Source organism: Martelella mediterranea DSM 17316 (genome assembly GCF_002043005.1).
Classification (GTDB): Bacteria; Pseudomonadota; Alphaproteobacteria; order Rhizobiales; family Rhizobiaceae; genus Martelella; species Martelella mediterranea.
Genome location: NZ_CP020331.1, coordinates 446,034 through 470,286, shown reverse-complemented (window position 1 = coordinate 470,286; position 24,253 = coordinate 446,034). Strand labels below are relative to the sequence as shown.

At 62.7% G+C, this 24,253-nt stretch carries 23 protein-coding genes; 9 read left to right on the top strand and 14 right to left on the bottom strand.

What is annotated here, in order from left to right; translation table 11 throughout:
• Nucleotides 1-164 precede the first annotated feature (164 nt).
• From Mame_RS23925 to Mame_RS23905, 5 genes are all read right to left on the bottom strand, one after another.
• Nucleotides 165-389: a hypothetical protein gene (locus Mame_RS23925; protein ID WP_018064084.1), complete on the bottom strand. Its 225-nt coding sequence runs from the start codon at nucleotides 387-389 to the stop codon at nucleotides 165-167.
• 70 nt (nucleotides 390-459) lie between these two features.
• Complete coding sequence (locus Mame_RS23920; RefSeq protein ID WP_018064083.1) at nucleotides 460-1,704, bottom strand: ABC transporter substrate-binding protein; 1,245 nt, start codon at nucleotides 1,702-1,704, stop codon at nucleotides 460-462.
• 23 nt (nucleotides 1,705-1,727) lie between these two features.
• Nucleotides 1,728-2,831, bottom strand: coding sequence for an ABC transporter ATP-binding protein (locus tag Mame_RS23915; protein ID WP_018064082.1), 1,104 nt, complete (start codon nucleotides 2,829-2,831; stop codon nucleotides 1,728-1,730).
• A gap of 3 nt (nucleotides 2,832-2,834) precedes the next feature.
• On the bottom strand, nucleotides 2,835-3,782 hold the full coding sequence (locus Mame_RS23910) for a carbohydrate ABC transporter permease (protein ID WP_018064081.1): 948 nt from the start codon (nucleotides 3,780-3,782) through the stop codon (nucleotides 2,835-2,837).
• Complete coding sequence (locus Mame_RS23905; RefSeq protein ID WP_018064080.1) at nucleotides 3,779-4,672, bottom strand: carbohydrate ABC transporter permease; 894 nt, start codon at nucleotides 4,670-4,672, stop codon at nucleotides 3,779-3,781. The genes Mame_RS23910 and Mame_RS23905 overlap by 4 nt, the downstream gene beginning before the upstream one ends.
• A gap of 215 nt (nucleotides 4,673-4,887) precedes the next feature.
• On the opposite strand from Mame_RS23905, the gene Mame_RS23900 reads away from it, so the two are divergent.
• The 3 genes from Mame_RS23900 to Mame_RS23890 all read left to right on the top strand — a co-directional run bounded on the left by Mame_RS23900 (nucleotide 4,888) and on the right by Mame_RS23890 (nucleotide 7,364).
• Nucleotides 4,888-5,703, top strand: a complete 816-nt coding sequence (locus tag Mame_RS23900) for an aldo/keto reductase (RefSeq protein WP_026173354.1) — start codon at nucleotides 4,888-4,890, stop codon at nucleotides 5,701-5,703.
• A gap of 134 nt (nucleotides 5,704-5,837) precedes the next feature.
• Nucleotides 5,838-6,278 carry a VOC family protein gene (locus tag Mame_RS23895; RefSeq protein ID WP_018064078.1) on the top strand — a complete coding sequence of 147 codons (441 nt, stop codon included), beginning with the start codon at nucleotides 5,838-5,840 and terminating at the stop codon, nucleotides 6,276-6,278.
• 63 nt (nucleotides 6,279-6,341) lie between these two features.
• Entirely contained in the window at nucleotides 6,342-7,364 is a 1,023-nt protein-coding gene (locus tag Mame_RS23890) for a LacI family DNA-binding transcriptional regulator (protein ID WP_018064077.1), read from the top strand.
• A gap of 110 nt (nucleotides 7,365-7,474) precedes the next feature.
• Here Mame_RS23890 and Mame_RS23885 read toward each other — a convergent pair whose 3' ends face one another.
• The 5 genes from Mame_RS23885 to Mame_RS23865 all read right to left on the bottom strand — a co-directional run bounded on the left by Mame_RS23885 (nucleotide 7,475) and on the right by Mame_RS23865 (nucleotide 13,805).
• Nucleotides 7,475-7,900 (bottom strand): RidA family protein, encoded by a 426-nt coding sequence (locus Mame_RS23885; RefSeq protein ID WP_018064076.1) that lies wholly within the window; start codon nucleotides 7,898-7,900, stop codon nucleotides 7,475-7,477.
• A 105-nt stretch (nucleotides 7,901-8,005) separates the two neighbouring features.
• Nucleotides 8,006-9,622: a hydantoinase B/oxoprolinase family protein gene (locus tag Mame_RS23880; RefSeq protein ID WP_018064075.1), complete on the bottom strand. Its 1,617-nt coding sequence runs from the start codon at nucleotides 9,620-9,622 to the stop codon at nucleotides 8,006-8,008.
• Between the two features lie 3 nt (nucleotides 9,623-9,625).
• Nucleotides 9,626-11,674 carry a hydantoinase/oxoprolinase family protein gene (locus tag Mame_RS23875; protein WP_018064074.1) on the bottom strand — a complete coding sequence of 683 codons (2,049 nt, stop codon included), beginning with the start codon at nucleotides 11,672-11,674 and terminating at the stop codon, nucleotides 9,626-9,628.
• Nucleotides 11,675-11,761: 87 nt separating this feature from the next.
• The gene (locus Mame_RS23870; protein WP_018064073.1) at nucleotides 11,762-13,078 is read right to left on the bottom strand and encodes an NAD(P)/FAD-dependent oxidoreductase; all 1,317 of its coding nucleotides are present in this window, start codon (nucleotides 13,076-13,078) and stop codon (nucleotides 11,762-11,764) included.
• Between the two features lie 10 nt (nucleotides 13,079-13,088).
• Nucleotides 13,089-13,805, bottom strand: a complete 717-nt coding sequence (locus Mame_RS23865; protein WP_018064072.1) for an SDR family NAD(P)-dependent oxidoreductase — start codon at nucleotides 13,803-13,805, stop codon at nucleotides 13,089-13,091.
• A 303-nt stretch (nucleotides 13,806-14,108) separates the two neighbouring features.
• On the opposite strand from Mame_RS23865, the gene Mame_RS23860 reads away from it, so the two are divergent.
• The 4 genes from Mame_RS23860 (at nucleotide 14,109) to Mame_RS23845 (ending at nucleotide 17,974) form a co-directional block, all read left to right on the top strand.
• Nucleotides 14,109-15,125 carry a TRAP transporter substrate-binding protein gene (locus tag Mame_RS23860; protein ID WP_018064071.1) on the top strand — a complete coding sequence of 339 codons (1,017 nt, stop codon included), beginning with the start codon at nucleotides 14,109-14,111 and terminating at the stop codon, nucleotides 15,123-15,125.
• A 110-nt stretch (nucleotides 15,126-15,235) separates the two neighbouring features.
• Entirely contained in the window at nucleotides 15,236-15,802 is a 567-nt protein-coding gene (locus tag Mame_RS23855; RefSeq protein ID WP_018064070.1) for a TRAP transporter small permease, read from the top strand.
• 16 nt (nucleotides 15,803-15,818) lie between these two features.
• Nucleotides 15,819-17,123, top strand: coding sequence for a TRAP transporter large permease (locus tag Mame_RS23850; protein ID WP_018064069.1), 1,305 nt, complete (start codon nucleotides 15,819-15,821; stop codon nucleotides 17,121-17,123).
• Between the two features lie 47 nt (nucleotides 17,124-17,170).
• Nucleotides 17,171-17,974, top strand: a complete 804-nt coding sequence (locus Mame_RS23845) for a DeoR/GlpR family DNA-binding transcription regulator (RefSeq protein ID WP_018064068.1) — start codon at nucleotides 17,171-17,173, stop codon at nucleotides 17,972-17,974.
• 75 nt (nucleotides 17,975-18,049) lie between these two features.
• Here Mame_RS23845 and Mame_RS23840 read toward each other — a convergent pair whose 3' ends face one another.
• The 3 genes from Mame_RS23840 to Mame_RS23830 all read right to left on the bottom strand — a co-directional run bounded on the left by Mame_RS23840 (nucleotide 18,050) and on the right by Mame_RS23830 (nucleotide 20,148).
• Nucleotides 18,050-18,718: an NAD(P)-dependent oxidoreductase gene (locus Mame_RS23840; RefSeq protein ID WP_018064067.1), complete on the bottom strand. Its 669-nt coding sequence runs from the start codon at nucleotides 18,716-18,718 to the stop codon at nucleotides 18,050-18,052.
• A gap of 68 nt (nucleotides 18,719-18,786) precedes the next feature.
• Nucleotides 18,787-19,260, bottom strand: coding sequence for an AtaL-like protein (locus Mame_RS23835; protein ID WP_018064066.1), 474 nt, complete (start codon nucleotides 19,258-19,260; stop codon nucleotides 18,787-18,789).
• Nucleotides 19,261-19,284: 24 nt separating this feature from the next.
• Nucleotides 19,285-20,148, bottom strand: coding sequence for an SDR family oxidoreductase (locus tag Mame_RS23830; protein WP_018064065.1), 864 nt, complete (start codon nucleotides 20,146-20,148; stop codon nucleotides 19,285-19,287).
• Nucleotides 20,149-20,251: 103 nt separating this feature from the next.
• On the opposite strand from Mame_RS23830, the gene Mame_RS23825 reads away from it, so the two are divergent.
• Complete coding sequence (locus Mame_RS23825; protein ID WP_018064064.1) at nucleotides 20,252-21,148, top strand: LysR family transcriptional regulator; 897 nt, start codon at nucleotides 20,252-20,254, stop codon at nucleotides 21,146-21,148.
• A 734-nt stretch (nucleotides 21,149-21,882) separates the two neighbouring features.
• Here Mame_RS23825 and oiaX read toward each other — a convergent pair.
• Nucleotides 21,883-23,130 carry a 3-oxo-isoapionate-4-phosphate decarboxylase OiaX gene (gene oiaX / locus Mame_RS23815; RefSeq protein WP_018064062.1) on the bottom strand — a complete coding sequence of 416 codons (1,248 nt, stop codon included), beginning with the start codon at nucleotides 23,128-23,130 and terminating at the stop codon, nucleotides 21,883-21,885.
• Between the two features lie 169 nt (nucleotides 23,131-23,299).
• On the opposite strand from oiaX, the gene Mame_RS23810 reads away from it, so the two are divergent.
• A complete protein-coding gene (locus tag Mame_RS23810) occupies nucleotides 23,300-24,235 on the top strand; it encodes a D-ribose ABC transporter substrate-binding protein (protein ID WP_018064061.1) in 936 nt (311 codons plus the stop codon).
• The last annotated feature ends 18 nt before the right edge of the window (nucleotides 24,236-24,253 follow it).

Sequence of the window (24,253 nt, the reverse complement as noted above, 5' to 3'; positions counted from 1 at the left end):
ATGCTCCCAAAGTGTTAAACGTTTATAAAGGAGAGCGCATGATGGATATAAAATCAATATAACAAGTATTATAAAAATATAATATTGTAATTTTGGAGTGGTTTGAGGTGACTCGGTTTGCCTGAACAGTTTCGGGCGTTTCGTTAAGTGGATTTCGGCCTCGATTATGCCGGCACCAGGCACTGGAACGTTACCCGAGCGAGGCGGAAGGTGATTTCGGCGGGCTTTCCCATATAGGTCGCTTGGGCGATATCGGCTTTGGCCGACTTGCCGATATGGGCCGGTTCCTTGCCGGTGAGATCGGCGAACCAGGCGGTCGATTTTTCAAGATTGTCGGTGACGAAGCAAAGCTGCATGACCTTGTCTTCGTCGAGAAGGCGCTTGTCCATTGGTGTCTCTCTCGTGTTGGACCGGTGCGGCCACCGCGCCGGTCCCGATCCGGTGGAAAGGCTCCCGGCCTCAGCCGAAGATCGCGTCGTATTCATCGGCGAGGTCGGCACGTACGTCATCCACGGTCATGTCCTGGTCGCTCCAGAAGGCGAACATCACATCCCATATGGCGTGGTGCCAGTCGCTGTCGGCGGTGTTGAACGGGTTCTGAACCGTCCCGTCCGGAACCTTGAGCTGGTCGATCACGACCTCGTTGCAGACATCGAGCAGGTCCGCCGGCGCATCGAGGCGGGCGGGGGACGACCCCTTCTTCTGGGCGAATTCACCGGAGACTTCCGGCGAAAGCGCCGTCTTGGCGAAGGTATATTCGGCCTCGGTCGCCTCTTCGGACTGCCCGCCGAGAAGGCCGAAGGCATCCGAGGTCACCGGCACGGCCTTGGCACCGGGGATGACGATGCAGCCGAAATCGACGCCCGGAACCTTGCCGGCCGCCTTCCATTCGCCCTTCATCCAGTCTCCCATGATGTGCATCAGCGCCTTGCCGGTGATCACCTGGTTGGTGATCTCGTTCCAGGGCCGGTTCTGGGCTTCGGGCCCGGCTTCCTTCGAGAAGGCGCGGACCACTTCGACGGCCTTGGCGAATTCCGGCGTGTCGATGGCGGTAATATCCGGCTCGGGGCCGTAGATGCGGTTATAGATGTCGGGACCGGCGATCGCGGCGATCATCGCATGGGTCAGGTAGCCGACCTGAAACGCCTGGCTGCCGACGGCCGCCGGCGCGAAGCCCGCCGCGCGGACCTTGTCGAAATCGCCAAGCATCTCATCGACCGAGGTCCAGGATGCCGGATCGACGCCCGCCTTCTGGGCAACGTCCATGTTCCAGTACACCATGCCGTCGAGATGCAGCGCCACCGGCACCTTGACGAACTTGCCGTCGACCGTCGAAAGCTCGCGCACGATCGGCGCCAGATTGGCGGCGATGTCGGTGGAATTGTAGAGATCGGTCAGGTCCAACGACAGGTCGCGATCGGCGAGGTCACGATAGACGCCGGGGTTGGATTCGACGAAGGCGTTCGGCGGGTTGCCGCCGGTCACCATATTGACGAGGCTGACATTGACGCCCGAATTGTGCGGGATCGCCAGATCCTTCCACGTAATGCCCTGTTCGGCCAGCGCATCGCGCAACACGTTCAGCGCGCCGACCTCTCCCGGCGTCGACCAGCCGTGATAGACGATGAGCTCCTCGGCCGAGGCGCTGAGGGCCGTGCCCATCATGAGGGCGCCGGCGAGCCCCAAAAGCGATTTCCTGTACATCTCGTTCCTCCCAAAGATGTTGCTTACAATCGCCGCCCGGTATGGGCGTCGAAGACATGGACTTTCCCCTTGAGGAAGCCGATTTCCGAAATCTCGCCGGTCCGCACGGCGGCCAGTTCGGACGGATCGCAGCGCACCGCAAGCAGCCGGCCGCCGATGCTGAAATAGGCGGTCGAGTCCGATCCCGTGCGCTCGCCATATTGCAGCGGCAGCGAGAAGGTGAAGGCCTGGCCCGTCGATGCCGCCCCGGGCGGCCCGAAATGTTCCGGCCTGAGACCGAGAACGACCTTTCGGCCATCGGAAGGCGGCTCCGCGAAACCGTGGTCGCTGAGATCGAAGAAGCCCTCCGCATCGGCAAGCCGCGCGCCGACGCGACCGTTCTCAAACGTCAGCGTCGCCTCCAGCATGTTCATCGACGGCGCGCCGATGAAGCCGGCGACGAACAGATTGGCCGGGCGCTCGTAAATCTCGTCCGGCGTACCGAATTGCTGGATGACGCCGCCATTCATCACCGCGATCTCGGTTGCCATCGTCATCGCCTCGATCTGGTCGTGAGTGACGTAGACGATGGTCGACTTCAGCTCGTCATGGAGCTTCTTGATCTCCAGGCGCATTTCGGTGCGCAGCTTGGCGTCGAGATTGGACAGCGGCTCGTCGAACAGGAACACGCCGACATTCTTCACCAGCGCCCGGCCGATCGCGACGCGCTGGCGCTGGCCGCCGGAAAGCTGGGCCGGTTTGCGGTCGAGCAGCGGCTCGATCTGCAACAGCTTCGCAGCCCAGGCGATGCGCTTGTCGACCTCCTCCTTCGGGAGTTTGGCCGCCGCAAGGCCGAATTTCAGGTTTCCGCGCACCGTCTTGGTCGGATAGAGCGCGTAGGACTGGAACACCATGGCGAGGCCGCGGTCCTTGGGATCAAGCTCGGTAACGTCGCGCCCGCCAATGGTGATGCGGCCGTCGGAAACCTCGATGAGCCCGGCAAGCAGGTTCAAAAGCGTGGTCTTGCCGCAGCCGGACGGGCCGAGCAGCACCAGGAAGGCGCCGTCATCGACGGAAAGATTGAGATCGTCCAGCACGGTCAGCGCGCCGTAATCCTTGACGATGTGTTCGAAACGGATCTCAGGCATGGATTATCCCTTGATTGCGCCGGCAGTGATCCCCTGCACGAAAAACTTGCCGAGGAAGAAATAGATGACGAGCGGCGGGATTGCGGTCAGAAGCGCTGCCGCCATGTTCTCGTTGTAACGGACCTCGCCGGTGGTGGTGATCACCACATTGGCGAGAATGACGGTCATCGGCTGGGTGCCGAGGCCGCCGAATGTCAGTCCGACCAGGAAGTCGTTCCAGATGTGGGTGATCTGCATGATCAGCACCACGATCAGGATATTGCCGGACATCGGAATGATGATCTCGACGAACACCCGCCAGAACGAGCCGCAATCCATCATCGCCGCGCGCATGATCTCGTCGGGTATGTCCTTGTAATAGTTCCGGAAGATCAGGGTCAGCAGCGGGAGCGACAGGATTGCGTGGACGATCGCGATGCCCCAGACCGTGCCATAGACCTTGACGAGGCCCGACAGCACGATCAGCGGGATCATGATGATCTGGAAGGGCACGAAGGCACACATGAACAGAAGGAACATGAACGGCCCGGCCCAGCGCACATTCCACAGCGCCAGCGCATAGCCGGTCACCGAGGAAACCGCGAGCGACAGGATCAACGAGGGAAACAGGATCATCAGCGAATTGACGAAGCCGACCTTGAGCCCGTTGCAGTTGATCCCGGAACAGGCATCGTTCCACGCCGTCAGCCAGGGCTGAAGCGTCCATGTCGTCGGCAGCGCGAAAATGTCGCCGAGCCGGATCTGGTCCATGGTCTTCAGCGAGGTGACGACGATGACGTAGAGCGGCAGGCAGAAGAACGCAGCGCACATGACGAGGAAAACCAGGATGGCGATCGACCGCGGACTGATCCGTTTCTTCGGCCGGGGAAAATAGACCGGGCGATCGGTCACCGCGCGCGGCCTTGCCGCGGGAAACGGCGCTGTCGGTCCGGCATCTGTCGGAAGCGTCATGCGGGGCTCCCCTTGCGGCGCTGCTGCCAGGCCGTCAGCATCACTAGCGGCAGGAACACGGCGAGGGTGATCAGCAGCATGATGACCGCAGCGGCGGAGGCATAGCCGAGATTGGATTTCTGCCAGTAGGCGTTGACGGTAAAATAGGCCGGCACATAGGTCGATTGCCCCGGTCCGCCATTGGTCATGGCGACCACGATGTCATAGGCCTTGACCACGCCGAGCGAGAGCAGGATGGCGCAAGTGAGAAAGGTGAAGCGCATCATCGGCACGATGATCTCGATATAGAAGCGAAACGTGCCGACGCCATCGAGCTTGGCCGCGCTCCAGATTTCCGAATTGATGCCCTTCAGCCCGGCCAGCATCAGCGCCATGTAGAAGCCGGAGCCCTGCCAGATCGAGGCGAGAATGATGCCGTAGATCGCGGTATCGCCGGAGGACAGCCAGTCGAACCGCACCCATTCCATGCCGATCGAATGAAAGAAATTCTGCAGGCCGAGGCTCGGATCGAACAGCCAGCGCCAGGCGACGCCGGTGACGATCAGCGACACGGCGAGCGGATAAAGAAAGACCGTGCGGAAGACGCCCTCCCCGCGCTTCTCGGCGTTGATCAGGCAGGCGAGAATGAAACCGAAGCCGATCGCCAGCGTGCTGCCGACACCGAGAATCAGCAGGTTTTTCAGCGAGATGAGCCAGGCGTCATCCTTGAACAGACGCTCGTACTGACGCGACCAATCGCCCCAGTCGATGGCATAATCCGGAAACCGCCGGCTGCGGGTGAAGCTCAGATAGATGGTCCAGAGCATCGACCCGAAAAAGGCGACGAATGTGATGATGACCGCCGGCGCCAGCGCGAGCTGGGGCGACCATCGGCTCCACCGAATACGCATGTTCCTCCCTTTCCGCCTGCCCCTTGCGCCGGGGTCCGCGGCTTCCTGCAACATCGCTCCCATCAATGTTGTATTACCGGTAACATACGGCTATGTTCGTATTCCGGTCAACAGGGAAAATCGGCGAGCACGCTTTCACGGCAAAAGCTTCGGTTGTTGCCTGCATTGCCGGGCGGCGGCGGAGGAGCGGTTGAAAGAACAGGGGGAGGAGAAATATGAAGAGAAATCAATACGGTATGCCCTTGATGGGGCTCGGAACGTTCGACCGTACGGGATCCGCCGGTATCGACGCGATCCTGACGGCGCTGGAAATCGGCTACCGGCACATCGATACCGCGCAGACCTATGACACGGAGCGCGAATGCGGGGAGGCGCTTCGCCGATCCGGGCTGAAACGGGAAGACGTGTTCGTCACGACCAAGATTTCCACGGAGAACTTCGGCCCCGGCATGCTGGTGCCGTCGCTCCGGCAGAGCCTTGACCGGCTCGGCCTCGATCAGGTCGACCTCACCCTGCTGCACTGGCCCTCGCCGAAGAACAAGGTCGCGCTTTCGACCTATGTCGAGCAAATCGCGGAAGCGCACGCGGCCGGTCTGACGCGAATGATCGGGGTCTCGAATTTTACCCGGCTTCTCCTTGCCGAGGCCCAGTCGATGCTCGGAGGCCTCAGGATCGTCAACAACCAGTTCGAGTGCCATCCCTACCTCCAGAACCGGATTCTGGCCGATTATTGCCGGGAAAATGGGATTTCCGTCACATGCTACCTGCCGATTGCCAGGGGCAAGCTCGCGGGCGACCCCGTGCTGGAGCCGCTGGCCGCGGAGAAAAACTGCACCGTCGAACAGCTTGCGCTCGCCTGGTCCATGGCCAAGGGTCATGCGGTTATCCCGGCGTCGGGAAAGCCGGAGCGGCTGAAGAGCAATTTCGCCGCACAGGCGGTGACGTTGAGCGATGAGGATATGGCGACGATCGCCAGGGTCGATTGCGGCCGGCGCTATATCGATTTCGACTGGGCGCCAGACTGGGACTGAAGACGGCATTGACAAGTCATGCGGCTTGGCTAAAACCTGTCCGTGTTACCGGTACTACAGGCCGGATACGATCCCGGGAACTGCACCTTGCCCGGGTCGTCCTTATCTTCGAAAGTGTGCGTGGGAGGAATTTCATGAAGGGTATCGTTCACATCGGGCATGTCGCCATCAAGGTGACAGACCTCGAAAAGTCACTGGAATATTATGAAAAACGCCTGGGTTTTCCGGAGATGCTGCGTTTGCACAATGACGACGGCACGCCGTGGCTGGTCTATCTGAGGATCACCGACGACCAGTATCTGGAGATTTTCCCAGGCGCCGAAAACGACCGGGCGCCGGGCTGGAACGCCAATGGCGTCAACCACATGTGCTTCACGATCGAGGACCTAGACGGCACGGTTGCCCGCATCGAGGAAGCGGGTATAACGCTGCTGTCGCCGATCAAGGAAGGGCTCGACGGCAACCGTCAGGCCTGGCTTGAGGACCCGGACGGCAACCGCATCGAACTGATGGAAATGAAACCCGGCTGCCTGCAGTTCGAGGCGATCGATCGCCTTCACCGCGAAGGCCGCTGAGACGAATTCGAGCCTGCCGGTCTTCGGGCCGGCGGCCCACCGCAGAAAGGATGACTGTTAGGCATGGGCAATTCAGGGGCCCGGCTCGCCGATATCGCGGCCCGGACCGGCTATTCCAAAAACACCGTTTCTCTTGCCCTGCGCGACAGCCCGCGCATTCCCGAGGCGACGCGTGACCTCATCCGCACCGCCGCGCGCGAACTCAACTACCTGCCCAATCACGTCGCCAAATCGCTGACCAGCCGCGAGACCAAGACCATCGGCCTCGTGCTTGCCGATATCACCAACCCGATCCTCACCGAAACCTCGCGGATGATCGAGAAGGAACTGGCGAAGCTCGGCTACGGCACGCTGTTTGCGACCTCCAACAATACGCGGCGCGAGGAAGTCGCGGCCATCGAAATGTTCCGTTCGCGCCAGGTTGACGGCATGCTGATCTACCCTGCGCGCGGCGATCGCAATTTCGAGCATCTGATCAAGCTGCGCCGGGCCAATTTTCCGGTGGTGCTGCTGACCTGCGGCGAGGATATCGGCGTGGATATGGTCGGGGTCGACGAAAAAGTCGGGGTCTACAAGGCCGTAAGGCATTTCATCGATCTCGGGCACCGACGCATCGGCACGCTCGACAGCAATGCCTCCGAAGGCAATCATGAAAAATTCGACGGCTACGTTCAGGCGCTTGCAAGCGCCGGCATTGCTTTCGATCCCGAGTTGCAGGTCTCGCCCGCGGGCTATGGTCCGGCCGCCGGCTACTGGGCGATGGATACGCTGATGGCCGCAGCAAACCGGCCCACCGCCGTTTTCGTGGCCAATGATTATATCGCTGTCGGCGCGGTGCGCTGGTGCCAGAAGCATGGGCTCCGTGTCCCCGACGATGTCGCGCTGATCGGTTTCGATAATCTTGAAATGAGCGAATTCCTGAGCGCGCCGCTGTCGAGCGTGAGCTATGAGATCGATATCCTGACACGACTTGCGATCGAACGGCTTCTGAAGCTGATCGCGGCATCCGGCAAACTGCCTTCTCCGCGCGTTACGATGATAGAGCCGGAACTTGCAATCCGCGACAGCAGCGGCAGTGCGCTTTAGAAGCTTTCCGCATTTCACGGAAACGCGGAAAGGTTCTATCTCTTTGTTTTAACGCAATTCCGGACGGTGAACCGGTATCCACTTCATCTGGAATTGCTGTAACGCGGTGGTCAGCCGAGCGAGATGGTGATTTCCTCGACCTCTGCCTTGGAGGCGCCGCGATAGGCGGTGACTTCGATCTCGACCTTGAAATCCGGCGCGCCGAGCGGCGAGCAGGTCACGGTGCGCTGCGGATCGATGCCGCGGAAGCGCTCGCCGACATATTCCATCACCGCCTTGGCATCCTCGACGTAAGGGATGAAGATCTTCGACTGGACGACATCGGCAAGGCAGGAGTCGACCGCCTTCAGCGCGCCCTCGATATTGTCGAAGCACTGGCGGGCCTGCTCGACCGGATCGGTCGACATTTCGCGGGTCTTGTAGTTGCGGCCGGCGGTGTTGGACACGAAGATCCAGTCATCGACGCAGACGATGCGCGAATAGCTTTCCTTGGTTTCGAAGATGGAGCCGGATTTGACTTTGGTGATCTTGACCATGGTTTTTCCTGTTCGGTTTGAGTTTGAGAAGGACAAAGGAAGAGTGTCCGCAGGCGCTGCCGCCTGCGACGAGGATGGGAATCGGATGAAATGCCGGCCGGGCGATTACTGCTTGTAAAAGCGCTCCGCCGTCGCCGTGCTGATGCGCCCTTCGGCAAGGTCGCGCCGGACGGCCGCCGGATCGCGGCCCGCCGGATCGCCGTAACCGCCGCCGCCGGGCGTGGTGATGGAGACGATCTGGCCGGGCTTCAGGTCGACCATGCCGGCGAAATCCGTGCGGCCGTCGCCGAAGTCGAGCACGGTGCCCCGTGCGGAGGTGCCGCCATCAAGGCCCCAGGGCTCGGAAGCCACCCGCGACCCCTCGACGGTGAACCGGCAGGCCTTTTCCGCGCGGTAGACCCGGCGCACGCCCATGCCGCCACGCCAGGTGCCGGCGCCTGCGGAATCATCCACCAGTTCGTAGCGCAGCAGCGTCAGCGGATATTCGAGCTCCAGCGATTCCACCGGCAGGTTCGAGGTGTTGGTGAGGCTGACATGAATGCCCGAAAGCCCGTCGGAGGATGGTCGCGCGCCGCCGCCGCCGCCGATGGTTTCGAGATAGACCCAGATCGAGCCGTCCTCATGGGTGCCGTTGAAGATCGCCCCGGTGCAGCAGCCATTGCCGGCGGCCATGACCTTGCCGGGAAGCGCCCTGGCGAGCGCGCCATAGACGAGGTCGCAGACCCGCTGGGCCGCCGCGATGCGGCCATCGACCGCCGCCGGATGCTCGCAGTTGAGGATCGAGCCCTTCGGCGCGGTCACCGTCAGCGGTCGGGCAAGGCCGGCATTGGGCAGGATCGTCGGATCGACGACCGACTTCACCGCGAAATAGCTCGCCGCCAGCAGCGAGGTGTAGATCAGGTTCAGCCCGGCGCGAAGCTGCGGCGGACCGTCGAAGGCGAGGGTCATCTCGTCGCCGGCAATGGTAATCTCGACGGACAGCCGGATCCGGTCGCCGCGCTGGTTCGAGTCGAACTGGTCGGAGAAGCTGTAGGTGCCGTCCGGAATGGCGGCAATGCCGGCGCGCATCTTGCGCTCGGCATAATCCTGCAACGCCTCGCCGGCGGCCAGCACCTTGTCCGTGCCGTATTTGCCGCAGAGATCCTGCATGCGCTGAACGGCGAGCCGGTTGGCCGACATCTGGGCGCGCAGGTCTGAGAGGCGTTCGCGCGGAACCTGGCAGTTGAGCAGGAACATTTCCTGCAGGTCCTGGTTCAGCACGCCCTCGCGATAGAGCCGGACCGGCGGAATGCGCAGACCTTCCTGATAGATATGCTCGTGGCCGCGATCGGCGAAATCCGAATGGTGGGCGGTGTTGACGGCCCAGGCCACCAGCGTGTCTGCGACGAAGATCGGCTCGGCGAGCACGATATCCGGCAGATGGGTCGCCCCGCCGGCATAGGCGTCATTGGCCATGAACACATCGCCAGGCTTGATGTCGTTCATCTTGAACCGACCGTAGATCGCGCCAATCACGCCGAGGAAGGAGCCGAGATGCATCGGGATATGCTCGGCCTGGCAAAGCGTGTTGCCGTGGCGGTCGAACAGCGCGGTCGAGCAGTCGCGGCGCTCCTTGATATTGGTCGAATAGGAGGCGCGCACCAGCGCCTCGCCCATCTCCTCGACGATGGACTGCAGCGCCGAGCCGATGACTTCTACTGTGATGGGATCGATGGCGGTCATCGTTCAAACCTCCAGGATGAGATTGAGATAGGGATCGACCGTGCCGGTCATCTCCGGCAGCAGCACGGTGGTCGTGTCCATCTGCTCGACGATCGCCGGGCCGGTGATGACATTGCCGGCCTTCATCAGGCCGCGCTCATAGACCGGGCAGGTGACGAAACCGCCGGCTTCCGACATCCACACATCGCGTTCGCCGATCTTCGCGCCCGAGGCATCGGGCCCGTGATCGTCCTGGCGCTGGAATTCGGCCTTGTCGACGATGCCGGCGGCCTCGACGCGCAGGGTGACGAGCTGGATCGGCTCGCCCTCGGCGATGAAGCCGAAGCGCTGGCGGTGCGCCGCCTCGAAGCCCTTCTCGAGCGCTGTGAAGGTCTCCGCCGTGATCGGTCCGGCCGGAACCGTGACCGAAAGCTCGTAATTCTGCCCGGCATAGCGCATGTCCACCGTGCGGGTGATGACACGGCGATCCCCGGCGATGTTTTCCGCAGCGAACCAGACATCGGCCTGTTCGGCAAGCGTCGCGAACCCCTCTTCCAGAGCGGGGCGCGCGGCCTCTGAAAGTTGCATCAGCCGCGACAGGGCGAAGTCGGAACGCAGGTCGGTCAGCAGCAGGCCGAGCGCGCAGAGCGTTCCGGGCGTCAGCGGCACGATCACCGTCTTCATGTCCAGCTCGCGCGCAAGGCGTGCGGCATGCAGCGGTCCGGCGCCGCCGAAGGCCATCAGCGCATAGTCGCGCGGATCATGGCCGCGCTGGACCGAGATCACCCGGATCGCCTTCGCCATATTGGCGGTGACGACCGAGATAATGCCCTGCGCCGTTTCCATCACGCCGACGCCGAGCCTGTCGGCCAGCCGCTGGATCGAGGCGAGCGCCAGATCATGCCGCACCTTCATGCGGCCGCCGAGGATTTCCACCGGGTTCAGCGTCTGCAGCACGATATTGGCGTCGGTCACCGTCGGCTCCTCATTGCCGAGCCCGTAGCAGACCGGGCCCGGATGGGCGCCGGCCGAACGCGGCCCGACCTTCAGGAGGCCGCCGGTATCGACATGGGCGATCGAGCCGCCGCCGGCGCCGACGGTGTGGATGTCGAGCATCGGCGCCTTGATCGGGTAGCCGTGGACATCGGCCTCGCCGGTGAGCTGGCAGACGCCGTTCTGCAGCAGCGCCACGTCGGACGAGGTGCCGCCGACATCGAAGGTGATGATGTTGTCGAAACCGGCCATCTTGCCGATCGCCTGGGCGCCGACGACGCCGGTCGAGGGACCGGAGAGCACGGTGCGCACCGGCAGGCTGCTCGCCTGATCGAAGCCGATGACGCCGCCGTTGGACTGGGTGAGCTGCGGCGCAACCTTCAGGCCGACTTCGGCGAGCCTATCCTTCAGCCGGCGGATATAGCGCTGCATCACCGGGCCGAGATAGGCGTTGACCACCGTGGTCGACAGCCGCTCATATTCGCGGAACTCGGGCGCGACGGCATGGGAGGTAGAGACGAACACCTCCGGCAGTTCCTCCGCCGCGATCGCGAGCGCGCGCTCTTCATGCGCGGTATTGAGGAAGCCATAGAGGAAGCAGATCGCCAGCGCCTTGATATCCTCGGCGGCAAGCGCGCGGAAGGCGTCGCGCAGCGCATCCTCGTCGAGCGGCACGGCGACGCTGCCGTCCGCCTTCAGCCGCTCCGGCACCTCCCGGCGCAGGTCGCGGGTGACGAGCTGTTCCGGCTTTTCGGCGAACATGTCGTAAAGGTTCGGACGCTTCTGGCGGCCGATTTCGAGCAGGTCGCGAAACCCGTCGGACACCACGAGGCCCGTTTTCACGCCGCGCAGTTCGATCAGCGCATTGGTGGCGACCGTGGTGCCGTGGCCGAGAAAGGCGAGATCACCGGCCGTCGCGCCGACCTTTTCCAGCCCCTCGACCACGCCTTGGGCGATCGCCCGCGACGGATCGTCCGGGGTGGACGAGACCTTCCAGATCTCGATTGCTCCGGTCTCATCATTGAAGAGACAGACATCGGTGAATGTTCCGCCGGAATCGACGCCGATTCTCCAGGCCATATCGTGTTCCCTTTGTTTTGACGCGCATTGCGGACGAAAAGGTCTGCACCTTTTTTCCGCCTGCGCGCCGTGCCGTCGCGCCGCTCTTCAGGCGGCCTTGGCAGTCTTCGAAAAGCGTTCATACCGGAAAGGCGCCGGATCAACGCAGGTTTTTTCATTGCGGACAATCTCGGCCATCAGGCGGCCCGCACCCGGCCCGCTGCCGAAGCCGTGGCCGGAAAAGCCCGATGACAGATAGAGGCCGGGCACGGCCGCAATCGGGCCGATGACCGGAATGGCATCCGGCGTCGCATCGATCATGCCGGCCCAGCTATGGGTCAGGCGGGCATCGGCGAAGGCCGGAAAGGCGCGCGTCAGGTTGCGGACCGCATTGCGGTTGAACGGCGCATGCGGGACAGGATCGAGCGTCCGGATCGCCTCGAAGGGTGTGACTTGGTCGAGCGACCAGCGGCGCGGCATCTTCAGTTCGCTCACCGTCTGGCCGTTGACGCGCAGCTTCAGCTCCCGCCAACTCGTCATGAGCGTCGGCAGGAAGTCGAAGAACAGGCGAAAGCTGTCCGGCGTGACCGGCGCGACATTGGCATTGCGCTGGGCGATGGTATAGCCGCCGTCGAGACGCTTGCGGAAGGAAAAGTCGCCGCCGCCGACCGGCATGTCCGGCACGGCGCCATCGCTTTCGATCCGTGCGGCCGTGCCGAGCAGCTTCAGCTGCGGGAAATCGAGCCCAAGATTGCCAAGGAAGAGACGCGACCAGGCGCCCGCCGCGACGACGACGCTCGACGTTGCAATCGTCCCCTTTTCTGTCACAACGCCGCTGATGCGACCGCCCGCCGTCTCAATCCCGCGCACGGCGCAGTTTTCGGTGATCGTCGCGCCGAGACGCACGGCGGCCGATGCCATCTGCGGCACGGCCCGTTCCGGCTCGGCGCGGCCGTCATTGGCAGTATGGAGCCCCAGCGTATATTGCGCGGCAATGCCCGGCAGCAGTTTCTGCAGGCCGGCGGAATCGAGAAGCGTCGAGGGCATGCCGGCCTCGCGGCCATATTTCTCCCAGGCGGTGAATTCGGCGATCTCCGCTTTCGTGCGGCACACATAGGTGATGCCGGTTTCGCGGAAGCCGGTCTCGATGCCGAAACGCCGGTCGATATCGCGCCAGAGGTTGAGACTTTCGATCGTCAGCGGCAATTCCTTGGGATCGCGCCCCATCTGCCGCACCCAGCCCCAGTTGCGCGAGCTCTGTTCCGCGGCAATCGTGCCCTTTTCGCAGAGCACGACATTGACCCCGGCCTCGGCGAGGAACAGCGCGGTCGTCACCCCGGCAATACCGCCGCCAATGACGACGACATCAGCACTTTCGGGCAGAGGCGCGGCAAAGCCCGGACGCTGCAAATTCGGAACCGGCATGGCGCTCTCCTCAGAGCATGTCTTCGAGGCGGCAGTTGACCAGCATTTCCGCCATCGCCGCATTGTTGGGAAGCTCGATCGCGGTGCGCACCAGTTCGGCCATGGTTTCCGGCTGGATCATGTCCTCGGGTTTGACCTTGCTGGTGTAGGAGCTCATTTCAGTGCGCACGAAGCTTGGGCAGATCGCGGTGGCACGCACGCCCTTTTCCCAGGCGACATGACGCGTCGTGTGGGTCAGCCCCATGACCGCGAACTTGGTCATGTTGTAGCCAACGAAGCCGTTGCGCACCCGCTTGCCGGACATCGAAACGATGTTGACGATCCGGCCGCGACCGGTTTCTTCCAGATGCGGTAGACACAGCCGCGTCAGCCGGAGCGGCGCCTTGACATTCACGGCCCAGAGCCGGTCCAGCGCCTCCTCATTGTCATCGGTAAGCTGCACCTGCTCGCCGCTCCCGGCATTGTTGACGAGGCCGTCGATGCGGCCGAAATGGGCAACCGTTTCGTCGACCCACGCTTTCGCCGTCTCCGGCTCGAAGGCATCGAAGCGGTGATAGCCCAGCCTGTCGCCGGGCGCACCGAACTGGGCCTCGAGCTTGGCAACATCGCGCGCGCCGAGCGAAAGCCGGTAGCCATGCTGAAGCAGATCCCGGACGATCGCCGCGCCGATGCCGCGATTGGCGCCGGATATCAGGATAACCGGCGCGTCCTGTGGTGAAGTATGCATGTATCGAATTCTCTTGAAACGTTATCAGAAGGTCGTTCGCCGCTTTATGCGCTTATATGGCGTTTTATGGTCGATTTACGGTGAGATAGCAACCGTCAATCGACAGAGAGATCAAAATATCGGGCAAAAATGCATCAAACCGCGCACCAAAACGCGCTATTCTTCAGAAAAGATGATCTTTTATGCGTTTTTGATTGACAGTTTTTGCCAAGGCTGCTTACCTTGCCAAATCCGAAGAACGAAAACGTCTCGGTGCCCGGCCGAACAGCGGGCGGGCGCAAAGCCTTACGAAAGGGGAACCGAATGACCATCACAAGACGTACGCTGATGCGCAATGCCGCCCTGGCCGGTGCGATTGGCGCCCTTGGCAATCGCGCCTTCGCCGCCTCGACCATTCGCTGGGATATGGCGGACGAGTACAATGCCGACGCCCTTTCGGGCAAGGCGTCGAAATATTTCCTGACCGAGCTGCAGAAGAAGGTCGGCGACCAGATCGCCATCACCTATCAGGGCGGCGGCGCGCTCGGCTACAAGTCGGCGGACCAGTTCGACGCCGTGCAGGATGGCGCGGTGCAGACCGCCGTGACCCTGATGACCCAGCTCGGCGGCATCGATCCGCTGTTCAACCTGTCCTCCCTGCCCTTCATCGCCAAGACGCCAAAGGAAGCCTATCTGCTGTGGCAGGCGGCCCGGCCGGAATATGAAAAGATCTTCGCCGACAATAACATGGTCCTGCTGTGGGCGATGCCGAACCCGCCATCCGGCATTTTCGCCGACCGGCCGATCACATCCATGGACGCGCTCAACGGCCTGCGCATCCGCACCTACGACGTCAACGGCACGCAGACGCTGATGAAGGCGGGCGCGGCGCCGCTGCAGATCGCATGGTCCGATCTGATCCCCCAGCTTTCGACCGGCGCGATCGACGCTGTGCTCACCTCGGCCGATGGCGGCGTGCAGCTTTCGCTCTGGGACTATCTCAGCGATTTCACCGAGTTGAACTATGCCATGGGCCTGTTCATGTGCCATGTGAACAAGGATGCGTTCGACGCCCTGCCGAAGGATGTCCAGGACGCCATGCTCGGCATCACGGAAAGCTGCGACGCCTATAACTGGCAGATCATGACCGACAGCATCGAGGCTTCCTACACGATCCTGCGCGACCACGGCATGACCGTCACCACGGCGGCCGATGTGCCGGACGACGTCTTCGCGACGCTGAATGCCGCCGGCGCTGCCGTGCGCGAGGACTGGGTGGCGAAAACCGGATCCCGCGGCGCTGATGTGCTGGCCAGGTTTGATGCGCTGAAGGCAGGCTGATATCTCTCCTCCTGCGGCCCGCTCCTGCTATGGGGCGGGCTGTCTGATGCATTTCAATCAGCGGGCTTGCAGCACGAAGACTGTGATTGCCCGCTGCAGCGGAGACGATCATGGCGCTTGAAGAACCGCATTCACATCACATGAGCGAGGCGAGCGATGATCCGACATGGTTGCGGCTGATTGCGCACGCCTCGACGATCCTCAATCGGACGGCGGCGGTCATTGCCGCCTGCATCCTGGTCCTGATGACCGCATTCACGCTTCTGGAGATCTGCCTGAGGCTGTTTTCGAAATCGACCTTCATGGCCGACTCGCTGGTCGGCAACGGCGTTGCCGCCGTCGGCTTCCTGTCCGCGGCCTGGGCGCTGGAGGAAGGCTTCATGATCCGCGTCAAGGTGCTGACCGATCGGGCCGGACCGAAACTGGCATGGATGTGCGAGTTCTTCACGCTCGTCGCTGTCGAGGCGCTGATGCTGTTCATGGCCTGGTACCAGTGGAAGTCCGTGTTCAAGAACTGGAGCCGGGGCACCGTTTCCGAAACCTATCTTCCCATCCCCATGTGGATCCCCGAAAGCTTCTTTCTGATCGGCCTGTCTCTGATGGCCTTTCAGGTTTTCGTGCGCATCCTCAGGCTTCTCGCCGTCGGTCATGCCGACGAGCGCGCGCTGACGCTCTAGCCGAGGAACGCAAGCCATGTCCGTTTCAATGTCCGTCCTGACGCTGCTGTTGCTGCTCGTCCTCTTCCTCGGCGCCGGCACGTGGATCTTCGCCGGCCTGATGCTGGTCGGCGCCGGCGCGATGTATTTCGCGCTCGATTTCAGCTGGGTCCGGATCGGCTCGATCGCCACCAAGGTCGTATCGTCCTCTGCCGTGTCGTGGGAGCTTGCCGCCATCCCGATCTTCATCTGGATGGGCGATATCATCTTCCGCACGGATATCTCGAACCGCCTGTTCCGCGGCCTTTCGCCGCTGGTTTCGCGCATTCCCGGCGGCCTGCTGCACACCAATGTCATCGGCTGCACCATCTTCGCCGCGATCTCGGGTTCGTCGACGGCGACAACCGCCACGGTCGGCAAGATCACCATTCCGGAACTGAAGGCGCGCGGTTATGACGTTTCGCTCGCCTCCGGTTCGCTGGCTGGCGCCGGAAGCTTCGGGCTGCTCATTCCGCCTTCCATCGCGATGATCGTTTATGGCGTTTTGGCCCAGGTCTCGATCGCCAAGCTGTTTGCCGCCGGCCTCCTGCCCGGCGTGATGATGGCGGCGCTTTACTCCGGCTACATCGCCCTCGTCTCGCTCATCCGCCCTTCGGTGGCACCGCCCCATGGCGAGCCGGTATCGTGGAGCGTGGTCTTGAGAGGATTGCTGGATCTGGTCCCCATCCTGGTGCTGATGACGATCGTGCTGGGCGCGATCTACACCGGCGTCGCCACGCCCTCGGAGGCGGCCGCGGTGGGGGTCTTCGGCGCGATCGTGATCACGCTCGTAACCGGGCAGTTCGCCTGGCAGCTGATGATTGACAGCCTGAAAAGCACGATCCGCGTCTCGTCGATGATCCTGATGCTGATCGCGGCCTCGGCCTTCCTGTCGTCTGCGATCGCCTACATGCACCTGCCGACGATGATCACCGAAAGCATCGCCGCGATGAACCTGTCGCCCTATGGCGTTCTGCTGATCCTCGCCGTTCTCTATATCGTGCTCGGCATGTTCCTCGACGGCACGTCGATGACCGTGATGACCGTCCCGATCGCCGTGCCCCTGATCGTGCATGCCGGTTTCGATCCGCTCTGGTTCGGCGTCTACCTCGTCATCATGATCGAGATGAGCGCGCTTACCCCGCCGGTGGGCCTCAACCTCTTCATTCTGCAGGCGCTGACCGGGGAGACCATCGGCAAGACCGTGCGCGCCGCCTTGCCGTTTTTTCTGCTGTTGTGTATCGGTACCGCCCTGCTTGCGGTTTTCCCGCAGATTGTGCTTTGGTTGCCCAATACCCTGTGACACCGCCTCTGCGGAACCTTGAAGACACTCGACCTGAAGGCTGGAACTTGGACGACGACAACAACACGGAAGAACTCCTGCCGGCCGAGCGCCGCCAGCAACTGGTGGACTGGTTCAAGAGCAACCAGGCCGGCACCAGCCAGGATCTGGCCCGCATGTTCGGCATCTCCGTGTCGACGATCCGGCGCGACCTCGACCTTCTGGCCTCCGAAGGGCTGGTGAAGCGCACCCATGGCGGCGCCGTCAGCATCCGCTCGCGCGCGACCTACGAGCCTTCAACGGATCTCGCACGCCGCACCGCGCTTGAGGAAAAGCAGGGGATCGTGCGCGAGGCCTTGCGCTTTATCGAGCCCGATCAGGCCCTGCTGATCGACACCGGCGCCGTCATCTGTCACCTGCTGGCGGAAGAAATCGCCAGCCTCGATATACCGCTGACCATCATCACCAACGACCTCCATGTCGCCCAGGTGCTGACCTACAAGCCGAACATCAAGCTGATCGTCCCCGGCGGGGCATGCCGGTTCGGCTCCTTCAGCCTTCTCGGCGAGCCGGGCCTGAGTTTCCTTGCCGACATTCGCTGCGACCTGTTCTTCATGTCCGCAGCTGCAATTGACGAGCAATGCGTTTCGGAAACCCTGCTGGAACTGGTCCAGTTGAAGCGCGCCATGATCGCGGCTGCAAACCGGGTCATCCTGATGGCCGATTCCAGCCGTTTCATGGAACGCGCCCTGCACAAGACCGCCGCAATCGATGCCATCGACACCATCATCACCGATGAAGGCCTCGCACGCGAACAGATCGACAAGTTCCCCTCCCCCGGCCCGCAGTTCATCACGGCGCTGATGTCCTAGATGTGCGCTTTCAGTTGATGTCGATTTATGTCTGAAACCGGCGCTCACACGCGACTTCCGCGCCCCTCTCACGCATCACCATGTCACAAGCGGCGTCTTTCCCTTGAAGGCATCGCTTTCCACCTGATCGAGGACGAAGTCGGCGACATCGGCGCGGGCGATCGTTCCGCCGTTGAAGCCTTCAAGATCGAGCAGGGCGCGGACGCTACCGCGCGGCGGCTTGTCGTTCAGGACCGAGGGGCGCACGATCACCCAGTCCAGGCCGCTCGTGCGGATGACGTCTTCCTGCCGGTTCTTGTCGGCATAGACCTTCCGCAACAGGAGCGGCATGATGAGGCGGTCGAAGACAAAGCCGCCATGCCCCCGGCTTTTGCCCGCGCCCATTCCGGTGATGGCGACGAGCTTTTTGACGCCCTGATCCTGCATCGCCGCGACCAGCACCTTGCTCGCGGCGGAGAGCAGCGTCACCGCGCGAAACGGGCTTGCCGGCGTGCCGAGCGCGCTGATCACGGCATCCTGCCCTTCAAGCGCCGACCGCAGCGCGGTCTCATCGAGGGCGTCGCCGATGACGAGCTTCGCGCCTTCCAGCCCCTTGGCCCTTTCGGCATTGCGGGCGAGAATGGTGACGTCGTATCCGCGCGAAATGGCCTGGGCGACGATCAGCCGGCCGGTGCCTCCGGTGGCGCCGAGGACGAGCAGTTTCGGATGGGACGCAACTCTTTGGGTCGATATTGAGTTTTCCATGACGTTTTCTTTCGAAAAGCGGGACGCCTTGCTTGCGGCGCTCCCGCGGTTGATGGTTGTTGCCAGGGTCAGAGCCGGCCTTCGGCGAGGAGTTCGCGGGTGCGCTTGAGCGTCGACAGCAGCGCGGCCTTGTAGCCCTTGTCGCTGTCGAACTGCGCCTGCTCGGCCTGTTCCTCGGGGCCGTCCGGCGCCTTGTCGCGCAGGCCGAGATAGCAGTAGAACTTGAGCCACAACGTGCCCGCCTCATCCTCGAACAGCTCGTTGATGATCGCGCCTTCGCGCGGGCCGGTCGCCTGGAAGAAGGTGACTTTGGTCAGAGGCTCGAGCACGATGATCTCGCGCAGGTCCGCTCCGGCGATCGTTGCGTCGCGCACGAAGTGGGTTGCGCTTTCCGCGCTGACGTCGCAGCGTGTGCAAAGGCCCTCCGGCAGGAACAGGCGCGCATCGCGGGCCTTCAGTTCCAGGCCCTTCCAGGCCTGTTCGCGGGTGAGCCTGATTTCGCCGGCCGGGTTTACCGGAACGGTGGCGGTCGAATAGATCATGATACGTCTCCTGAGTGTGAGGGGTCAGCCGGCGATCTGCGCGGCGAAGTCGCGATAGGTGCGGAGCGGGCGGCCGAGCATGGTCGTCAGCCGCTCGACGTCGCCCTCTTCCGGCACCATGCCGTCGGAGACGAAGCGCTCGGCCATGACGCGCATGTCGAGGGCCATCCAGCTTGGCATGGCCTGCTGCATGTTCTGCTCGAAACCGGCGAAATCCTCGCCCGGATAGGCGATCTCGCGGCCGAGCACCTCGCTCCAGATCGCCGCAACGTCGGGACCGGTCAGCGTTTCCGGGCCGACCAGGTTGATGCGGTTGAGAGGCAGCGGGTCGGGTGCGTTTTCGCGGCGGATAAGCTCGATCGCGGCGACTTCGCCGATGTCGCGGGCATCGACCATCGCGAGCCCCTTGGTGCCGATCGGCATCGGGTAGATGCCGTAGCCGGTCACTACGTCCTTGATCATCACTTCATTGTCGATGAAATAGGCCGGGCGCAGGATGGTCGCGTGCATTCCCATTGCCTCGATCATCCGCTCGACACCGAACTTGCCGGCAAAATGCGGCACGTTCACATAGAGGTCGCTGTGGATCACCGAGAGATAGACGATGCGCTCGATCCCGGCTTCGCGGGCGATGTTGAGAGCGATCAGCGCCTGGGTGAATTCGTCCGGCACCACGGCATTGAGCAGGAACAGCGAGGTGACGCCGGAAAAGGCCTCGCGCAGCGAGCCGACGTCGAGCAGGTCGCCCTTGACGACGGCGACGCCCGCCGGAAAGTCTGCCTTGGCGGGATCGCGCACCAGGACGCGCACATCCGCGCCCCGTTTCACGAGTTGATCGACGACATTGTGCCCGACATTGCCGGTCGCACCGGTTACAAGAATGGTCATGAGAGAAACTCCGGTTTGGTGTTGAAGACACTTGCAAGATCGGTGATCCGAATTCATTCTGATAGACATCAATTTTGGACGCACTGTCTCACAGGTGGAACAGATGGATCTTCTCGCCCTTGCCGATTTCAATCTTGTCGCCCGGCATGAAGGATTTGGCCGGGCCGCGCGGGCGAGCGGCCGCCCCAAGGCGACGCTGTCGCGCCGGGTCTCGGAACTGGAGGCGAGCCTGGATCTTCGCCTGTTCGAGCGCGGCGGCCGCGCCCTGAAACTCACCGAAGAGGGGCGCGCGCTGTTCGAACGAACCTCCGCCCTCCTCACCGATCTCGAAGAAACGGCCTCGGCCATTGCATCGCGCGGCCAGACGCCGCGCGGGCGCCTCAGGATCAGCGCGCCGCTTTTGTTCTCGCAAACCGCCATGGGAAAGCTTGCCGCGGATTTCGCGCTGAAGCACCCGGAGGTGCGGCTCGAGGTCACCACCGAAGACCGGCCCGTCGACATGGTCGAGGAAGCCTACGACCTTGTGATCCGGGTCAATCCCGATCCGGACGAGAGCCTTGTCGGCCGGGCCTTCCTCCGCGACCGGCTTGTGGTCGTGGCAAGCCCGGAGGTGAAGCCGTCAACCGAGGGCGCTCCCGCTCCGGCCGTGGTGCGCGGTCGGGCCGAAGAAAGCGAAACCTGGCATGTGGCGACGGCGGGGGGACCATCCGCGATCGCCGTCCGGCCCGTCCTGAGCCTGTCCTCGCTCCCCATGGTCCGCGACGCCGTGCGGATGGGGGCCGGGGTCGCACGCCTGCCGATTTCCCTTGTCAGCCACGATCTTGCCGCCGGGCGGCTTGACCATTGGGGCGACGTGGAGGGATCGGAGATCGCGCTCTGGGCGCTCTATCCCAGCCGCCGGCTTCTCAGCGCCCGCGTCTCCGCCTTCCTCGACCATCTGCGGGAGGCCTTTCCGGACGGATCCCCCGAAGAGCTCGCGCGCTATGTCGGAAACGGATAGCGAGGCCGCACGATTTTGACGGAAGGGATAAACCAGGTTCGGCCTGCGTCCTTGTTGCGCGCCAGCGCCTCTGATTGGCAAAACGCTCGCGGTTCTGCTCGATGCGCGCCAGATCGTAGAGATAGTTCGTCATCACGCCGCAGCTTTCCCTCTGACCGCGCTCGGAGAGGTCCGCATCGGCATGAACGGCGTGAAGAGAGCGCCATTACCAAGGTGAAAGCGCCTCCATCGGTTCGGTTCGTGCCAGCGGGCTCGTCAAATCTAACGGGCTCGCGCTCCCAAGCTTTGGACAAAAAAGCGGACTCTTCCTCAATATCTGAGGTTCAGGGCCTGCGGACACCCACGAAGCGTTCGAGATTTACCCCGCGCGCGTCGCCGAGGCCTAGAGCCCTTCAGGCTGAAATGGAAGCGTTCTGCGGCAAGGAATTTGCGCCAGGACCAAGGGCTTTGGCGCAGGGCATAGCCGTCGCTATGTCCAAGCCGAAGACCGCCGGTAATGGCGCAAATTCATGCCGCCCAGTTCAGCGCGCTTGACGCGCTGAACCGACTCAATCGCGGGCGTGTTCATTCCATGATCAGAAGATCATGGAATGCCGCCCTTGCGGGTTTGCCCAAACCGGCCCTCCACTTTGTCGAAGCCCTTCGCCATAGCTATGGCCATGCCGCGCGGACTTCTTCGCGTGGAATGACCGGTTTGGGCAAACAGAACGGATTCCATTTAAGCCTGAAGGGCTCTAGCCCCATTTTTCAAGCGAGGCGGCGAGGTCCGGATGGCTGGCGGCATAGGCTTCCAGTGATTGTCCCGACGCCGCCGCTTCCCAGGCCTGGCGGATGGCGCGCACGCCGGCGGCCGGGCCGCCCGGATGACCGTGAATGCCGCCGCCGCCGAGATACATCAGGTCGAGCGTGCGGCCGGTGCGCTCATAGGTCTCGACCGCCTGTCCGCCCCACTGTCCCGAGCAGACCACGGGCAGCGGTCGGTCATCCTTGGAGAAGATCGGCGTCATCACGTCATGGAAGGATTTGACGAAGCTTTCGTCGGGTTCCCAATATTTGGCGCGGATGCCGTTGATCTGGAACTGGTCGACTCCAAGCAGCCGCCAGATCTTCTGATAGGCCCTGAATTCCATGCCGAGCGCAGGGTGGCGGGTCAGGATATCCCAGCCATTGCGGTGGGCGTGCAGGCAAAGCGCGGAGCGCTTTCGCAGGAACGACATGCCGCCATGGCCGATCGAGTTGATGTTGACGACCGCGGCATTGCCGCCGTTCTTCACCACATAGTCGTGGTTTTCCATCATCGTGTCCGGGTCGGCGGACGAGATGCCGAAGGCGTACATGACCTGCTTGCCGGTACGCTCGGCATGCGCCTTGATGACAGGCATGATCGCGTCGACCCGCGCCGTGAGCGGCGCGTAGCCGGGGTTCATCATCTTCTCGTCGTCCTTGATGAAATCGACGCCGGCTTCGCAGAGCGTCTTCACCACCGCAGCAGTGTCCTCCGGGGTAAGCCCCAGCGAGGGCTTGATGATCGAGGCGATCATCGGGCCGCTCTCGACCCCCATCAGCCGGCGCGATCCGGCAATGCCGAATTGCGGACCGGGGTGGCAGGACCACGCCTGAGGCAGATCGATATCCATGACCCGGATGCCCGACAGTCCGCGCGCTGCAAACACGCCGCCGATCGCGATCGTCATCAGCGCGGCGATATCGGTGCCGATCGCCTCCAGCGGATAGGCGATCGTCACGTCCGCGCGGTGGTATGGCCCTTTTCCCTCATTGTCGGGGAAGCCGGGCGTCTCGGTATCGCAGAGCGGCGCGATTGTCTCGACGCGGGCGGCGCAGCGCTTGCGCACCGCATCGGTCTCGCCCGGCAATTCGGTGAAGGTGCCGGTCGACTGATCGGAGGCGATCTTGGCGGCCATCGCCTCGATGCTACCGGCGCATTCGATGCGATAGGTAACCCGGATAAAGTCTTCGTTCATGTGTTCCTCCATCACGCTCCGCCGGCCCGAACACCGAAAACGGCCGCTTACAGGTTTTCATCTGTAATGCTCATCATACCTGTTGACAAATGATTTATCATACCACAGGGTTTGTCCGATCCAGGGAGATAGCCATCCATGGGGGATGGACTGATGGAGGAGAAAACCTATGAATATCAAGAGACGCCTGTTTCTGGCGGCCTTCGCCTTGTCGACGGCCCTTCCCGCCTTTGCCCATGCCGAAGGCCTGATCGCGATCATAACGCCAAGCCACGACAACCCGTTCTTCAAGGCTGAGGCCGTGGGCGCCGAAGCGCGCGCCAAGGAGCTTGGCTATGACACGCTGATCCTGGTCCATGACGATGATCCGAACAAGCAGTCGGAAATGTTCGATACCGCGATCGCCCGCGGCGCATCCGCCATCATCCTCGACAATGCCGGCGCCGATGCCTCGGTCGCGCCGGTGCAGCGCGCCAAGGATGCGGGCATCCCGTCCTTCCTGATCGACCGCGAGATCAAGGAAAGCGGCATCGCCGTCAGCCAGATCGTCTCCAACAACTATCAGGGCGCGCAGCTCGGCGCCGAGGAATTCGTCAGGCTGATGGGCGAGGAAGGCCCCTATGTCGAACTGCTCGGCCGCGAAGCCGATACCAATGCCGGCATCCGCTCCTCGGGCTATCACGACATCATCGACCAGTATCCGGATCTCGAAATGGTGGCCCAGCAATCGGCTAACTGGTCGCAGACCGAAGCCTATGAGAAGATGGAAACCATCCTCCAGGCCAATCCCGACATCAAGGGCGTGATCTCCGGCAACGACACCATGGCCATGGGCGCATGGGCCGCGCTGGAAGCAGCAGGCCGCACCGACGTCATCGTCGTCGGCTTCGACGGTTCCAACGATGTGCGCGATTCGATCATGAAGGGCGGCATCAAGGCGACCGTCTTGCAGCCGGCCTACCGCCAGGCACAGCTCGCCGTCGAGCAGGCCGACCAGTACATCAAAACCGGCTCCACCGGCCAACCTGAAAAGCAGCTGATGGATTGCGTCCTGATCAATGGCGAGAACGCCGACAAGCTCGAAACATTCGCGCTTTCGAACTGATCGAAGCGGGTCCGGCGC